The organism is Brevibacterium rongguiense, from assembly GCF_009857845.1.
In the GTDB taxonomy this organism is placed as follows: domain Bacteria; phylum Actinomycetota; class Actinomycetes; order Actinomycetales; family Brevibacteriaceae; genus Brevibacterium; species Brevibacterium rongguiense.
The window spans coordinates 21,527-36,598 of record NZ_WWEQ01000029.1 but is presented as its reverse complement, the minus strand read 5'-3'; the positions used below and the strand labels follow the sequence as shown (position 1 = coordinate 36,598).

Here is a 15,072-nt window from a genome sequence, read left to right as displayed (position 1 = left end):
GATCACGCCGGGGGAGTACACGCAGCTGACCGGCCGCGCCGGCCGCCGCGCCGGCCGCCGCGCTGGCCACTGCGTTCGGATCCCGGTTCGCCGGGCTCCTCCGCGCGCCGGCGCTAGGCGGCCCCCTCGGCAACCCAGCCGCCCCTCGGCGAAACCCAGCCGGCCCTTAGGTGAAGATGAGGTTCCAGGCGCCCGTCGCGACCGCCGCCGTGATGGCGGCGGCGGCCATCGCCGCGCTGCAGACGATGAGCACCGCATCGCGCCCGCCCAGGCGCGAGGTGCGCGACCAGGTCCGCCCGGCGGTGCCGAAGGCACGGCCCTCCATGGCCATCGCGAGCCGCGTGCCCCGCCGGATCGCCTGGACGAGCAGGGCGAACGAGACGGGGAAGAACGCTGCGAGCTTGGCGAACGGCCCGGCGCCGCCCACGCCGCGGGCGCGGCGGGCCATCTGGAGGGTCGCCAGCTCGGCGGCGAAGAGTCCCACGAGGCGGGAGGCGGCCAGCGAGGCGAGCACGAACCGCTCGGGCAGCCGGCAGATCTGGACGAGCGAGTCCGCCAGCTCCGTCGAGTCGATGGACGCTGCGAGCAGCACGCACGGGAGCACGAGGTCGATCGTGCGCAGCGCCACGGCGAGCCCGGCCAGCAGCGAGCCGGTGGAGAACACGACCGGGCCCAGCTGCAGGAGCACGGTGCCGGACTTCTCCGAGAGCAGGGCGGTGCCGTAGCCGGCGCCCAGCGCGATGAGGGGGATGAACCACAGCCGCCTGGCGAGCACGGCCGCGCGCACGCCGGCCAGCGGCGCGGTGAGGGCGATGAGCGCGAGCATGAGCGAGGCGGAGACGATGTCGATGCTGAGCACGACCCCGAACGTGAGGACGGCCATCGCGATGATCTTGCCCACCGGATTGGAGCGGGTGACCCAGGTCCGGCGCGCCACGGGCAGCAGCGCGGCGACGGGGGGCGCCGCGGCGGGCTCGCTGCGGATGACGATGTCGCTCATCGCACCTCCTGCGGGCGCGGGGCCGGGGCGAACGCGCAGCGGCGCGCGCCCACCGCGGTGAGGAACTCCTCGTCGTGGCTGACTGCGAGGAGCGCACCGCCCGCGTCGACCTGGTCGCCCAGCAGCTCAGCGAGGCCGCGCCACGTGCGCGCGTCCTGGCCGAAGGTGGGCTCGTCGACGATGAGCACGGGCGGCTGCGCGGCGAGCATGCACGCCACGGACAGCCGCCGCTTCTCCCCACCGGAGAGCGTCTGCGGGTGGGCGGGGGCCAGGGTCTCCATCCGCAGCCGGGCGAGCAGCTCGTCCGCGCGGGCGGCGGCGATCTCCTCGCCCAGCCCGGCGCGCAGCGGTCCGAACTCCAGTTCCGCGCGCACGCTCGCCGCAATGAACTGGTGCTCGGGCTCCTGGAACACCGTGCCGATCCGGCTGACGAGCTCCTGGGCGCTCCAGCCGTGCGGCGCGCTGCCCCGGGGCCGGCCGGTGCCGGCGCCCAGCAGCGCGGGCTGCGCCCGGAGGGTCCCGGCCAGCGGGGGCAGCAGGCCGGCGAGGGTGAGCGCCGTCGTGGACTTGCCGGTGCCGTTGGGGCCGACGAAGCCGGTGGCGGTGCCCGCGCGGATGTCGAGGTCGATGCCCGCGGCCGTGAGCGCTCGCCCGCGCCCGGTTTCAAGCCCCCGCGCGCTCAGCAGCTCCTCACCGCCCGCGGCGCGCGCCCGCGGGGCGGGCAGGGGCAGGTCGGGCAGCCACAGGCCCGCGTCGAGCAGGGCCGGGCGCAGGCCGGCATCGGCCAGCACCGCCCGCGGCGGGCCGTCGGCCAGCACGCCCTCGGGGCCCAGCACGACGACCCGGTCGACGTGGTCGGCCCAGACCTCCACGCGGTGCTCGACGACGAGCATCGTGGCCCCGGTCCGGGCCTGCGCGGCGAGCACGGCATCGCGGACCTCGGTCACGGCCGCGGGGTCGAGGTTGGCGGTGGGCTCGTCCAAGACGATGACGTCCGGGGCCATGGCGATGACCCCGGCGATGGCCAGCCGCTGCTTCTGCCCGCCGGACAGGGCCTGCGTGGAGCGCTCCGGCGGCAGGGCCAGGCCCACGAGGTCGAGTGCGGCGGCGGCCCGGTGCGGGATGTCGGCGGCCGGGACGCGCAGGTTCTCCATCCCGAACGCCACGTCCGCGCCGATCGTTGCGAGGATGACCTGCGAGTCGGGGTCCTGGAGCACCAGGCCGGTGCGCCCGGCCGAGGGGTCGGGCTCTTGCCCGCCCACGAGCAGCTCGCCCTCCTGGTAGCCGGACTCGGCCGGCAGCACGCCGGCCAGGGCGTGGAGGAACGTCGACTTGCCCGCCCCCGAGGCGCCCGCGAGCAGCACGCGCTGGCCCGCGGGGACCTCGAGGTCGATGTGGGCGAGGGCCGCCCGCTTCCGGCCGGCATGGCGCCAGCCGAAGTCGCGGGCAAGGATGTCCGCGGGCATCAGACCTCGCGGTTGGACCGTCCGGCGGCGAACGCGGAGAGCGCGCCGGTCTTCGCGACGGCCTTCATCGCCAGCCACGACACCAGGCCGGCGATGAGGGCCCCGGAGATCGTCGTGGCGATGAAGAACACAAACTTCCACATGGTCGCCCATTCCGCGTAGTAGATGATCGCCTCGTGGATGCCCAGGGCCAGGCCGGCCAGTGCCCCGGACAGCAGGCCGACGGGCAGCGTGAAGCGGCGGTAGGCGAAGAGCGCGAAGGCGAGCTCCGCTCCGGCGCCCTGGAGCAGACCGGAGAACACGGCGCCCAGGCCGAACTGCGAGCCGAGGGCCGCCTCGATGACCGCGGCGAGCAGCTCGCAGAACAGGGCCGCGCCCGGCTTGCGGATGATGAGCCCGGCCAGCGGGCCGGCGATCACCCAGCCGCCGGTCAGCAGGCCGCCGGCCGGCGGGAACGCGGCGAACGGCACCTGCATGACCGACCACGAGGCCGACCACAGGGTGAAGATGAGGCCGCACGCGACGGCGAGGACGGCGGCGACGACGATGTCGACGACCCGCCACGCATAGGCCGGGCGGGCGCGGCGGTCGGATGTCGGTGCGGTCATGAAGATCCTCCTTATGGCAAGGAGGGGTGAAGAGACTCGACTTCCTTCGGCGGTATGAGCCGCATCAGGTTCGAGGGTCTGCGCGCTGCGCACTCTCAGCGCCCCTGACGGCGCTCCCCTGTCGTGGGGCCCAGACTACACAATCCGCACGACTCTGGGGAGATTCCCAGCCGCGCCCGGGCCGAGGTGCCGCGCGCCGGCGCACCGGCCCGCGCCTCGGGCGCGGGGGAGCGGTTACGGGAGGAGGCCCAGGTGGGCGAGCGCGGCCTTGACGATGTGCTGCTGGCCGTGGGAGAGCTCGGAGAGCGTCTCGCGGCGCAGCGCCTCGGCGGGCGTGAGCCAGTCGAGGCTCAGGGCGTCCTGGCGGGGCGTGCACTCGCCCTGGACCGGCACGATGTAGCACAGCGCGATCGCGTGCTGGCGGGGGTCGAAGAACTTCGACTCGCCCTCGGTGGGGAAGTACTCGGCCACGTGGAAGGGCGTCAGCGAGGGCGGCAGCAGCGGCAGCGCGAGCGGGCCCAGGTCCTTCTCGCAGTGGCGGGTGAGCGCGCGGCGCAGCGGCTCGTGGAAGCGCACGCGCCCGCCCACGATCTCGCGGCCGAGCGTCCCTTCGGCCATGGTGCGCAGCAGCAGGCCCACCCGCTCGGGGGCGCCGCTGTCACCCAGCTGCACGGGGACCGCGTTGACGTAGGCGATGGGCAGCCGGCGGCGCAGCTGCGCGATCTCGTCCGGTTCGAGCCAGTTGTCGTCGTAGTCCAGGGCTGTCGCGTCATGGAGTCATCGTGACACATCGGGGCCCTCCGGCGAGTGCGGCGGGAGGGGGACGACGGCCGCCGCGGGCCATCCGGGGCGCCCCGCCCTTGGCCGCTGCCGCGCGGTGAAGTACCTTGATGTCAAGATATTTCCGGGCCGGTGGGGCGCGCTGCGCCGGCGGGCCGGAGGTTAGAGTGGTGGCGAAGTGCGCCACCGCACACTGTCGACGTTGACACGAAGGAGAGCGTCCGTGATCGATCACGAAGTCCGCACCTACAAGAGCTCCGAGAAGCTGGCGCGCGAAGACCAGCTCGCCCACAAGATCGCCTCGGTGGCCGCGGACCCGGTCCCCGTGGACCCGCAGGTCTCCGAGATGGTGATCAACCGGGTCATCGACAACGCCGCCGTCGCCGCCGCCTCGGTGCGCCGCAAGGCCCCCACCCACGCCCGCGAGCAGGCCCTGCCGCACGCGCTCACCCCCGGCTCCACGGTGTTCGGCGAGGCCCTGAGCACGACGATCTCCCCCGAGTGGGCCGCGTTCGCCAACGGCGTGGCGGTGCGCGAACTCGACTTCCACGACACGTTCCTCGCCAAGGAGTACTCGCACCCCGGCGACAACATCCCGCCCATGATCGCGGTCGCCCAGCACCTGGGCGTCGGCGGGGCGGACCTCATCAACGGGATCGCCACCGGCTACGAGATCCAGATCGACCTGGCCAAGGGCATCTCGCTGCACGAGCACAAGATCGACCACGTCGCCCACCTCGGGCCCTCGGTGGCCGCCGGCCTGGGCGCCATGCTCCACCTGCCGGTCGACGTCACCTACCAGGCGATCGGCCAGGCGCTGCACGTCACCACCGCCACCCGCCAGTCGCGCAAGGGCGAGATCTCCTCGTGGAAGGCCCACGCCCCGGCGTTCGCCGGCAAGATGGCGATCGAGGCCGTCGACCGCGCGATGCGCGGCGAGGGCTCGCCGAGCCCCATCTACGAGGGCGAGGACGGCGTCATCGCCTGGATCCTCTCCGGACCGGATGCCCGCTACACGGTGCCGCTGCCCGGCTCCGGCGAGGCCAAGCGCGCGATCCTCGACTCCTACACGAAGGAGCACTCCGCGGAGTACCAGGCGCAGGCGCTCATCGACCTCGCGCGCAGGATGGGCGCGCAGATCGCGGACAAGTCCACGATCAAGAAGATCACCATCCACACCTCGCACCACACGCACAACGTCATCGGCACCGGCGCCGAGGATCCGCAGAAGATGGACCCGAAGGCCAGCCGCGAGACGCTCGACCACTCGATCATGTACATCTTCGCCGTCGCGATGGAGGACGAGGGCTGGCACCACGAGCGCTCCTACGCCCCCGAGCGCGCCGGCCGGCCGGAGACCGTCGAGCTGTGGCACAAGATCGAGACGCGCGAGGACCCGGAGTGGACCCGCCGCTACCACTCGACCGATCCGGACGAGATGGCCTTCGGCGGCCGCGTGGAGATCGAGTTCGAGGACGGCTCGACGCTCGTCGACGAGCTGGCCGTGGCCGATGCCCACCCGCTGGGCGCCCGGCCCTTCGCGCGGGAGAACTACGTGGAGAAGTTCCGCACGCTCTCCGAGGGCATCGTGAGCGAGGCCGAGCAGAACCGCTTCCTCGACCTCGCCCAGAACCTCGAGCAGCTGGGCGCCGACGACATCCGCCAGCTCAGCTTCGTCGTCGAGGGCCTGGGCCACTCGGGCTCGAAGGGGATCTTCTGATGCTCGGGGCCACCGCCACCGCGCACGAGCGCCGGGTGCGCTTCCGCGAGCTGCTCGCCGAAGATGCGATCGCCCAGTTCCCGGGCGCGATCAACCCGATCAACGCCCAGCTCATCGAGCAGGAGGGCTTCGAGGGCGTCTACATCTCCGGCGGCGCCTTCTCCGCCGCGCAGGGCCTGCCGGACATCGGCCTGACCACGCTGACGGAGGTCGCCGACCACGGCCGGGCGATCGCGCGGGTGACGAACCTGCCCACGTTCATCGACGCGGACACGGGCTGGGGCGAGGCGATGAACGTCGCCCGCACCGTCCAGGAGTTCGAGGACGCCGGGCTCTCCGGCATGCACCTCGAGGACCAGGTCAACCCCAAGCGCTGCGGCCACCTGGACGGCAAGGAGGTGGTGAGCCGCGCCGAGATGGTCAAGCGGGTCTCCGCCGCCGTCAAGGGCCGCCGCGACGACGCATTCGTCATCAGCGCCCGCACGGACGCCCGGGCGGGCGAGGGACTCCAGGCCGCGATCGATCGGGCCAAGGCCTACGTCGATGCCGGCGCGGATCTCATCTTCCCCGAGGCGATGCGCGACCTGGGCGAGTTCGAGACGTTCGCCAACGCCGTCGGCGCGCCGATCCTGGCGAACATGACGGAGTTCGGCAAGAGCGAGCTCTTCACGACGCAGCAGCTCGCCGATGCGGGGGTGTCGATGGTCATTTACCCCGTCACCACCCTGCGCATCGCCATGGGCGCGATCAAGCGCGGGCTGGCCACGATCCGCTCGGAGGGGACGCAGGCCTCGCTCGTCGAGGGCATGCAGACCCGCGCGGACCTCTACGACACGATCGACTACAACGCGTACAACGACTTCGACGCGAGCATCTTCAACTTCTCTCAGGAGGGCCACCAGTGAGCGAGCAGGACATCAAGAAGGGCCTCGCCGGCGTCGTCGTCGACACGACCGCCGTCTCGAAGGTCGTCCAGGAGACGAACTCCCTGACCTACCGCGGCTACCCCGTCCAGGAGCTCGCCGCCGCGTGCAGCTTCGAGGAGGTCGCCTACCTCATCTGGCACGGCGAGCTGCCCACCCGCGCGCAGCTTGACGAGTTCACCCGCAGCGAGCGCGACAAGCGCGAGATCGACCCCCAGCTCGTCGACCTCCTGCTGTCGCTGCCGCGCGACTCCCACCCCATGCACGTCGTGCAGACGGCCGTCGCCTACCTGGGCGCCGTGGACCCCCACGCCGATGAGACGGGGGAGGAGGCCAATCGCCGCATCGCCGAGCGCCTCTACGCCCAGCTGCCCACGATCGTCGCGATCGACCACCGGCGCCGCCACGGGCTGGACCCGGTCGCCCCCTCGAAGGACCTGGGCTACGCGGCCAACTTCTTCCACATGGTCTTCGACGAGGTCCCGGCCGAGGAGATCGTCCGCGCGTTCGACATCTCGATGATCCTCTACGCGGAGCACTCGTTCAACGCCTCCACGTTCACCGCCCGCGTCATCACGTCGACCACCTCGGACATGTACTCCGCGGTCGCCGGGGCCGTGGGCGCGCTCAAGGGCCCGCTGCACGGCGGTGCCAACGAGGCCGTCATGGCGATGCTCGAGGAGGTCGGCACGGCGGATCGGGCGTCGGAGTGGATCGACCGGGCGCTGGCGGAGAAGAAGAAGATCATGGGCTTCGGCCACCGGGTGTACAAGAACGGCGACTCGCGCGTGCCCACCATGCGCAAGGCGTTCGAATCGATGGTGGAGGTCACCGGCGACACCCAGCTGCTCGACCTCTACAACGCCTTCGAAGAGGACTTCGTGGGCCGCAAGGGCATCTACCCGAACCTCGACTACCCATCCGGGCCCGCCTACCACCTCATGGGCTTCGACACCGAGCAGTTCACGCCCATCTTCGTCATGGCCCGCATCACCGGATGGACCGCGCACATCATGGAGCAGCAGGCCGCGAACGCGCTCATCCGCCCGCTGAGCGCCTATGACGGGCAGGAGCAGCGCGAGGTCCCGGCCGACCGCGGCTGAGCGATGACCGCGCAGCAGACCGGCCGGGCGGCCGATCGCGAGGGCTTCGCCTACTCCGTCGCCGACGGCATCGGCACCCTCGTCATCGACCGCCCGGCCAAGCGCAACGCGCTCTCGCGCGCCATGTGGCAGGCGCTGCCGGGCATCCTGCACGACATCGACGCGGACCCCGAGGTGCGCGTCCTCATCCTCACCGGCGCCGGCGGGCACTTCTCCGCGGGCTCGGACATCCACGACCTCGACGTGCCGCTCGCCGAGTTCTGGGAGACCAACTCCGCCGCCGAGGCGGCCCTCGCATCCGTGGACATCCCCACCATCGCCGCGATCGAGGGCAACTGCGTGGGCGGGGGCACGGAGCTCGCGGCGGCCTGCGATGTGCGCATCGCGGCGCCGGGCACCATCTACGGCGTCACGGCCGCGAAGCTGGGCCTCGTCTACCCCCCGGGCCCCACCCGGCGGCTGGCCGCGATCCTGGGCGAGTCCTGGGCGCGGTACTTCCTGCTGACCGCGGAGATCATCGACTTCGACGAGGCGCTGCGCCTGGGCTTCATCCACCGGTCCGCCGATGAGCCGCTGGCCGCCGCGCGGGAGCTCGCGGCCACGATCGCCGGGCGCTCGGCGCTCAGCCAGACGGGGGTCAAGCGGATCCTGCGGGGAGCGGAGCCGTCGCCGGAGGCCGCCGGCTGGCTGGCCGAGGCGTACGCCCACGAGATCACGGAGGGGCAGCGGGCGTTCTTCGCCAAGGAGGCGCCGGCGTTCACCACCCGCCGCCAGGACTGGGAGGCGTGAGGGCGGGCGCCGGTGAGCGCCCGCGCGCTCAGCGCGCGCCGTACGCGGCGTCGGTGCCCAGGACGTAGGCGACCTGGGCGATGTGCTCGGCGGCGTCGACGCTCACGCTGATGAGCCGCCCGGCCCGGGTGACGGGCGGATCCCACTGCTCGTCGATGACCTCGGCGACCTGCGCCTCGGTCAGCTGCGAGACGTAGTCGACCTGCGCCTCGGTCGCGGCCTCGATGTAGTCGATGAGCAGGCGCGGATCGTCGACGACGATCCGCTCCGCCTGCTCGGCCGACTGGCCGTAGCCCATCTGCGCGGCGCCCAGCTCGGCATCGTCCAGGCCCAGGTCGAAGCGCGCGTCGAACCCCTGGGCGGTCCACACCTGCTCGGTGCCCGCCAGGTCCGCGATCTGCACGTCGATCTCGCGGCCCGTGTGCCACAGCAGCCACGCCGGCGAGTTCGGGTGGCCGCCCACGTGGACGTTGAGCACCGCAGGGTCGAGCGAATCGGCGATGGCGGCAAGCGAATCGGCGGGCCGGCGGGCGAGGTCGGTGAGGATGGCGATCGATTCCATGCCTGCACACTAATGCGCCGCGGCGGTGGCGAAAAGGGCGCCGCCAGCAGGAATGATCTCCCGGGGCGCCGTGTTCTACACCGTGTAGCAAGAAAAACCACAACCCGAGGAGGAAACGCGATGGCAGACAATGCCCCGTTCAAGGCGTCCCACGAGCTGGCCGAGAACCTGCAGAGCGTCGTCACCGATCTCATCGACCTGAGCCTGGTGGGCAAGCAGGCCCACTGGAACATCCTGGGCACCAACTTCCGCGACCTCCACCTCAACCTCGACGAGGTCATCGACATCGCCCGCGAGGGAGCGGACGACTTCGCCGAGCGGATGCGCGCGCTCTACGCCGTGCCCGACGGCCGCGCGGTCGTCGTCGCCAAGGAGTCCAGCCTCCCGGCGTTCCCGGAGGGCGAGATCTCCACGCACGATGCGGTGGACCGCATCACCGATGCGATCTACGCCGCGACCGGCACGATGCGCAAGATCCATGACGCCGTGGACGCGGCCGACCCCACGACCGCGGACATCCTGCACGAGTACACCCAGAAGCTCGAGCAGCAGGCCTGGTTCATCTCCGCGGAGAACCGCAAGCCCGCCGCGAAGTAACCCGCCGCACCTCACGCCGTCCGGCGCCACGGCCGAACGGCGCACGGCATCGGCCGTGCTCAGCATGTGAGTCCTCATCCGGCCGACGCCCACAGGGGCCCGGCAGCCGCGCGCTGCCGGGCCCCTGTGCGCGCCCTGCGCCTCCTGGACGGGCGGCGGACAGGCACCGTGCCCGGCGCGGATACACTGGCCCGATGCGCCTAGCGGTCCTCGACATCGGGTCGAACAGCATCCACCTCCTCGTCGTCGACGCCCACGTGGGCGCGCCGCCGCTGCCCGCGACCTCCCACAAGGAGGTGGTGCGCCTCGCCGAATACCTCAAGCCCGACGGCTCGATCTCCGGCTACGGGCGCGATCGCCTCATCGCGTTCTGCCGCGAGGCCATCGACATCGCCGAGGACCAGGGGGCCGAGCAGATCCTCGCCTTCGCGACCTCCGCCATCCGCGAGGCGCCCAACGGCGAGGAGGTCATCGAGGCCATCCGCACGGCCTCCGGCCTCGACCTGACCGTCATGACCGGCGACGACGAGGCGCGCATCACGTTCCTGGCCGCCCGCCGCTGGTTCGGCTGGTCGGCCGGCAACATCCTCCTCCTCGACATCGGCGGCGGCTCGCTCGAGATCGCGGCCGGACACGACGAGTACCCCGAGGCCTCGCTGTCCGTGCCGCTGGGCGCGGGCCGGATGCACGCGGACTTCCTGCCGGACGAGGCGCCCTCCGAGGAGCAGCTCGCCCGGCTGCGCCACCACGCCCGCCGCACGATCGGCCGGATCGCCGGCGACATCAACCGGGTGGGCGCGCCGGAGAACGTCGTCGGCTCCTCGAAGACCTTCCGCTCGCTGGCCCGGATCGCCGGCGCCGCCCCGAGCGCCGACGGCATCTTCGTGCCCCGCACCCTCTCCCGCCGCGACCTGCCCGGCATCGTCGACGCCCTGGCCAGTCGCACGAACGCCGAGCGCGCCCAGCTGCCCGGCGTCTCCGAGGCCCGCGCCGGCCAGGTGCTCGCCGGTGCGATCGTCGCCGAGGCCGCATTCGCGATCTTCGGCATCGAGCGTATGAGGATCTCCCCGTGGGCGCTGCGCGAGGGGATCATCCTCCGGCGGCTCGACCTCCTCGACTCCGCGGAGGCGCTCTCGCCCTCCGATGCCGCCCACCGCACGCTCGCGGCCGCGGGCCGCAGCTGAGGCGCCGCACCGCCTGGCGCACGGGCTCCCGCGTCGCCTGCCACCTCTGGGGCATTCCGCGCCCGCGGGCCCTCGGGCCCGCCGGCCCGCACGTCCACCCGCTGGCCGCCTGCGCGCCAGACGGCCACCGGTCCCGAGGGGGTCATGGCCCGCGGCCGGGCGCCAGTAGACTAAGCGCCGTGAGCGGGAAGAGCGAAGACAGCGAGACGGACCGGCCGACCCCGGCGCGCAGGGCACTGACCGCCAAGAACTCGGCGAAGGCGAACTCCCGCCGGCACCGCGAGTACTTCGCGGCCAACCCGGTCTACGAGCACGGCGCCGGCCACGTCTCCGACCACGAGATCCGCATCGGACTCTCCTCCTCCTCCGTGTCCCCCATGACGGTCGAGGAGACCTTCGACACCGCGGCCCGCCTGGGCTACGACGGCGTGGAGATCATGGTGACGAACAACCGCGGCACGCAGGACGCAGAGCTCATGCGCGCGGAGTCGCAGCGCACCGGCCTGCCCGTCATGTCGCTGCACGCGCCCACCCTGCTGCTCATGCCGCGCGTCATGCACCGCGACCACTGGGAGAAACTGCGCCTGACCTGTGAGCTCGCCGCGCGGGCCGGCGCCCGCACCGTGGTCCTCCACCCGCCGTTCCGCTGGCAGGGCGACTACGCCCGCGACTTCGTGCCCGGGGTGCGCCGGATGGCAGCCGAGACCGGGATCGCGCTGGCGGTGGAGAACATGTACCCGTGGCGCGCCGGCGTGCGCGAGATCCTCGTCTACCAGCCGGACTGGAATCCGCTCGACGAGGACTACGACGCCATGACCTTCGACTTCTCCCATGCCGCGACGGCCGGGATGAACGCGCTGGAGACGGTGGCCGAGATCCGCGACCGGCTGGCGGTCGTTCACCTCACCGACGGCTCCGGCTCCCTCAAGGACGAGCACCTGGTGCCCGGCCGCGGGCGCATGCCCGTCGCGGAGACCCTCCAGCACCTCGCCAAGCACAACTGGGCCGGCGACGTCGTCGTCGAGGTCAACACCCGCCTCGTCGCGAAGAAGGCCACCCGCGATGCGATGCTCGCCGAATCCCTCGCCTTCGCCCGGCGCCACCTGGGCCTCACCGCCGCCCGATGACGGCGGCAGTGTGCCCAGCGGGCCGGTGCCGCGGCCGAGGCGCGGGCCGGGCCGGCGCCTCGCGCTCGGCTCGCTGAGCGCAGCCGCACCGACACCCCACTACCTCCCCACCGAAAGGACGGCAGTCAGCATGACGCCAACGATCGCATTCCTGGGCACCGGAAACATGGGCGCTGCCCTGCTGGCGGGCATCCTCGCCGCGGGCGAGGACCACGTCGCCCGCGACCGGGTGCACGCCACGACGAAGTCGCAGGAGTCCGCGCGCGCGCTCGCCGAGCGCCTCGACGTCCCCGCGACCTCGCTCGAGTCCGAGCCGGATGCCAACCGCGAGGCCGTGGACGGCGCGGACTTCGTCTTCCTGGGCGTCAAGCCGTGGATGATGCGCGGGACGCTCGCCGACCTCGCGGGCGCGCTGCCGGCCCGCGCCGTCATCGTGTCCATGGCGGCGGGCTTCTCCGCCGCGCAGATCCAGGAGCTCGCCCCGGACAACCCGGTCGTGCGGATCATGCCGAACACCCCCTCCGCACTGGGCCGCGGCGTCATCGCGCTGGCGGCCGGGGAGGGCGTCGACGAGGACCAGCGCGCGCAGCTGAGCGCGCTGCTGTCCGGCGCGGGCGAGGTCTTCGAGGTCAGCGAGGAGCAGATCGGGGCGATGACGGGCATCTCCGGCTCCGGCGTGGCGTACTTCTTCTACCTCGCCGAGGCGCTCGTCGCCGCCGGCGTGGAGCTGGGACTGGACGAGGAGACGGCGCGCGGGATGGTCGTGCAGACGGCCGTGGGCGCCGGTGCGCTGCTGGCCGACGGGGGCGACCCGGCCGCGCTGCGCAACGCCGTGACGAGCAAGGGCGGCACCACGCACGCGGCCATCACCGCGCTCGCCGACGCCGACTTCGAGGCGGTCGTGGCGCGCGCCGCCACCGCCGCCCGGGATCGCGCCGCGGAGATGGAAGCGGAGAACCAGCAGGGCTGAGCGCCCGCCTGCCGCAGGAGCGCCCGCTGGGCTCCCGCGCTACGGGCGGCCGGCGAAGCGGCCCAGCAGCTCCACATTGCCCGCCACGATGAGCACGTCCTGGGCGCCGATGCGGGTGCTGGGCTCCGCGTACGTGAAGTCCCGCCCGGGGCTCTTCACGCCCACGACCGTGACCCCGTACGTGTCCCGGATGCGCGACTCGCCCAGCGTGAAGCCCTGGACCTCCTTGGGCGGGCGCATCTTCACGACCGCGAAGTGGCCCTCGTCGAACTCGATGTAGTCGAGCATCCGCGAGGACACGAGGTGGGCCACGCGCGCCCCGGCCTCGGACTCGGGGAAGAGCACGTGCTCCGCGCCGATCCGGCGCAGGATCTTGCCGTGGGCGTTCGAGATCGCCTTCGCCCACACCTGCGAGATGCCCAGGTCCACGAGGTTCGCGGTGGTGAGCACGCTCGCCTCGATCGAGGTGCCGATGCCCACGACGGCGGTCGTGAAGTCCTCGGCGCCCACCTGGCGCAGCGCCTCGATGTTCGTCGAATCGGCCTCGACGACGTGGGTGAGGCGGCCCGTCCACTGCTGGACGACCTCCGGGCTGCGCTCGATCGCCATGACCTCGCGGCCCAGACTCATGAGCCCCTCCGCGGTAGCCGAGCCGAAGCGCCCCAGCCCGATCACGAGGATCGAGGACGCCTCCCGCTCGGAGGACTTCTTGGCCACGCGCTCTCCTTCTCACTCGTCATCACAGGCTCAGACATCGTCACAGGGCCGGTCGCACTGTCGTCCTGCCCCGCAGGGCCATTCGCATCCCGGCGTGCGCCGCGGTGCTCAACCGATGATCGGCCGCTCCTCGGGGAAGCGGTACAGCCGCTGGGTGTCGCGCTGGGAGACCGCCGCCGCCAGCGTAATCGTACCCAGCCGGCCCAGGAACATGAGGACGGAGAGGACGTAGAGGCCGGCGGGCGGCGAGGCCTCCGTCACGCCGGAGGACAGCCCGCAGGTGCCGAACGCGGAGATGACCTCGAAGAGCACGAGGTCGAGCTTGAGGTGGGTGACCTGGAGCATGATGAGCGTGCCGACGATGACGATCGTGAAGCCCGCCAGGGTCACGGAGATCGCCACCTTGATGACCGAGGGGTCGATGCGCCGCTGGAAGGCGCTGACATCGCGCAGGCCACGGGCCTCCGACCAGGCGGCGAGCACGAGGATCGCAAGCGTCGTGACCTTGATGCCGCCGGCCGTGGACGAGGAGCCGCCGCCGATGAAGATGAGGACGTCGACAAGCAGATGGCTGCTGGCCGACATGTCCGGCACGCTCACCGTGGAGAACCCGCCCGAGCGAGTCATCACGGACATGAAGAGCGCCTCGACGTTCGTGTCCCAGAAGCCGTGGGCGCCCAGCGTGCGCGGATTGCCCGCCTCGAAGAGGAGGAGGAAGGCGAAGCCCACCGCCACGAGGATCCCGGAGGTCGCCAGCGTGAGCTTCGTGTGCAGGTCCCAGCGCCGCGGTCGGCGCCACAGGAAGGTGACCATGAGGATGACGGGGAAGCCCAGGGAGCCCACGAACACCGCGAGCATGATGACGATGAGGATCAACGGATCGTTGGCGAAGTGCTCCATGCCGCCGGAGTGGATCGTGAAGCCCGCGTTGTTGAACGCGGAGATCGCATAGAACGCGGAGTGCCAGACCGCATCGCCCAGCTCCTCGCCGCGCAGCAGGAAGCGGGGCAGGAGCAGGGCGAAGACCACCGCCTCGGCGACGACGATCGTGCCGACGACCACGCGCAGCAGCGTGCCGACCTGGCCCAGCTTGAACGTGTTCGTCGCCTGCGCCGCGATGAGCCGCTGGCGCACGCCCAGCTTGCGGGAGACGACCATGCCGAGCACGGAGGCCAGGGTGAGGATGCCCAGGCCGCCCACCTGGATGCCAGCCGTGATGACGGCGACCCCGAAGTCCGACCAGTACTCCTCCGTGACCACCGGCGTCAGCCCGGTCACGCACACGGCGGACACGGCGGTGAAGACGGACTTCGCGATTGAGATGTCACCGGGGTCGCGGTGGGCGATCGGCAGGCACAGCAGGACGGCGAAGACCGCGATGACGCCCACGAACGAGACCATCGCAAGGCGAGCGGGGGAGGAGTCGGCGACCCTGTCGACGAAGTCGCGCAGGCGCCGGCCCGGGGCGAACACGCGCTCGCTCATGGGGTCCCCGGGCAGTCTGCTCACCCGGACATCCTACGGCG

The 15,072-nt window shown here is 72.2% G+C and carries 15 protein-coding genes and 1 riboswitch; of the genes, 8 read left to right on the top strand and 7 right to left on the bottom strand.

Annotated features, from left to right (window positions below):
* Nucleotides 1-166: 166 nt before the first annotated feature.
* The 4 genes from GSY69_RS08100 to GSY69_RS08085 form a co-directional block, all read right to left on the bottom strand.
* Nucleotides 167-1,000: an energy-coupling factor transporter transmembrane component T family protein gene (locus tag GSY69_RS08100; protein ID WP_160953357.1), complete on the bottom strand. Its 834-nt coding sequence runs from the start codon at nucleotides 998-1,000 to the stop codon at nucleotides 167-169.
* Nucleotides 997-2,466: an ABC transporter ATP-binding protein gene (locus tag GSY69_RS08095; protein ID WP_160953356.1), complete on the bottom strand. Its 1,470-nt coding sequence runs from the start codon at nucleotides 2,464-2,466 to the stop codon at nucleotides 997-999. Before GSY69_RS08095 ends, GSY69_RS08100 begins: the two co-directional genes overlap by 4 nt.
* Nucleotides 2,466-3,074, bottom strand: a complete 609-nt coding sequence (locus tag GSY69_RS08090; protein WP_160953355.1) for an ECF transporter S component — start codon at nucleotides 3,072-3,074, stop codon at nucleotides 2,466-2,468. Before GSY69_RS08090 ends, GSY69_RS08095 begins: the two co-directional genes overlap by 1 nt.
* A gap of 24 nt (nucleotides 3,075-3,098) precedes the next feature.
* Nucleotides 3,099-3,204, bottom strand: a riboswitch (TPP riboswitch).
* A gap of 104 nt (nucleotides 3,205-3,308) precedes the next feature.
* On the bottom strand, nucleotides 3,309-3,833 hold the full coding sequence (locus GSY69_RS08085) for a DUF4916 domain-containing protein (protein ID WP_160953362.1): 525 nt from the start codon (nucleotides 3,831-3,833) through the stop codon (nucleotides 3,309-3,311).
* 244 nt (nucleotides 3,834-4,077) lie between these two features.
* On the opposite strand from GSY69_RS08085, the gene GSY69_RS08080 reads away from it, so the two are divergent.
* Genes GSY69_RS08080 through GSY69_RS08065 form a run of 4 tightly spaced genes read left to right on the top strand, consistent with a single transcriptional unit; the run spans nucleotide 4,078 to nucleotide 8,389 of the window.
* Complete coding sequence (locus tag GSY69_RS08080; protein WP_160953354.1) at nucleotides 4,078-5,574, top strand: MmgE/PrpD family protein; 1,497 nt, start codon at nucleotides 4,078-4,080, stop codon at nucleotides 5,572-5,574.
* On the top strand, nucleotides 5,574-6,479 hold the full coding sequence (gene prpB / locus GSY69_RS08075; protein ID WP_160953353.1) for a methylisocitrate lyase: 906 nt from the start codon (nucleotides 5,574-5,576) through the stop codon (nucleotides 6,477-6,479). The genes GSY69_RS08080 and prpB overlap by 1 nt, the downstream gene beginning before the upstream one ends.
* The gene (locus GSY69_RS08070; protein WP_160953352.1) at nucleotides 6,476-7,600 is read left to right on the top strand and encodes a bifunctional 2-methylcitrate synthase/citrate synthase; all 1,125 of its coding nucleotides are present in this window, start codon (nucleotides 6,476-6,478) and stop codon (nucleotides 7,598-7,600) included. Before prpB ends, GSY69_RS08070 begins: the two co-directional genes overlap by 4 nt.
* A 3-nt stretch (nucleotides 7,601-7,603) precedes the next feature.
* A complete protein-coding gene (locus GSY69_RS08065) occupies nucleotides 7,604-8,389 on the top strand; it encodes an enoyl-CoA hydratase/isomerase family protein (protein WP_160953351.1) in 786 nt (261 codons plus the stop codon).
* 28 nt (nucleotides 8,390-8,417) lie between these two features.
* Here the strand turns inward: GSY69_RS08065 and GSY69_RS08060 are convergent, their stop codons facing one another.
* Nucleotides 8,418-8,951, bottom strand: a complete 534-nt coding sequence (locus GSY69_RS08060) for a mycothiol transferase (RefSeq protein WP_160953350.1) — start codon at nucleotides 8,949-8,951, stop codon at nucleotides 8,418-8,420.
* 120 nt (nucleotides 8,952-9,071) lie between these two features.
* Here GSY69_RS08060 and GSY69_RS08055 point away from each other — a divergent pair, with 120 nt between their 5' ends.
* From GSY69_RS08055 to proC, 4 genes are all read left to right on the top strand, one after another.
* Nucleotides 9,072-9,548 (top strand): Dps family protein, encoded by a 477-nt coding sequence (locus tag GSY69_RS08055; protein WP_160953349.1) that lies wholly within the window; start codon nucleotides 9,072-9,074, stop codon nucleotides 9,546-9,548.
* 194 nt (nucleotides 9,549-9,742) lie between these two features.
* Entirely contained in the window at nucleotides 9,743-10,732 is a 990-nt protein-coding gene (locus tag GSY69_RS08050) for a Ppx/GppA phosphatase family protein (protein WP_160953348.1), read from the top strand.
* Between the two features lie 179 nt (nucleotides 10,733-10,911).
* Nucleotides 10,912-11,859 carry a sugar phosphate isomerase/epimerase family protein gene (locus GSY69_RS08045; protein WP_160953347.1) on the top strand — a complete coding sequence of 316 codons (948 nt, stop codon included), beginning with the start codon at nucleotides 10,912-10,914 and terminating at the stop codon, nucleotides 11,857-11,859.
* Nucleotides 11,860-11,989: 130 nt separating this feature from the next.
* The gene (proC, locus tag GSY69_RS08040; protein ID WP_160953346.1) at nucleotides 11,990-12,829 is read left to right on the top strand and encodes a pyrroline-5-carboxylate reductase; all 840 of its coding nucleotides are present in this window, start codon (nucleotides 11,990-11,992) and stop codon (nucleotides 12,827-12,829) included.
* Between the two features lie 39 nt (nucleotides 12,830-12,868).
* Here the strand turns inward: proC and GSY69_RS08035 are convergent, their stop codons facing one another.
* Both GSY69_RS08035 and GSY69_RS08030 read right to left on the bottom strand, forming a co-directional pair.
* Nucleotides 12,869-13,546 carry a potassium channel family protein gene (locus tag GSY69_RS08035; RefSeq protein ID WP_160953345.1) on the bottom strand — a complete coding sequence of 226 codons (678 nt, stop codon included), beginning with the start codon at nucleotides 13,544-13,546 and terminating at the stop codon, nucleotides 12,869-12,871.
* A gap of 108 nt (nucleotides 13,547-13,654) precedes the next feature.
* On the bottom strand, nucleotides 13,655-15,031 hold the full coding sequence (locus GSY69_RS08030) for a TrkH family potassium uptake protein (RefSeq protein ID WP_160953361.1): 1,377 nt from the start codon (nucleotides 15,029-15,031) through the stop codon (nucleotides 13,655-13,657).
* Between the last annotated feature and the right edge of the window lie 41 nt (nucleotides 15,032-15,072).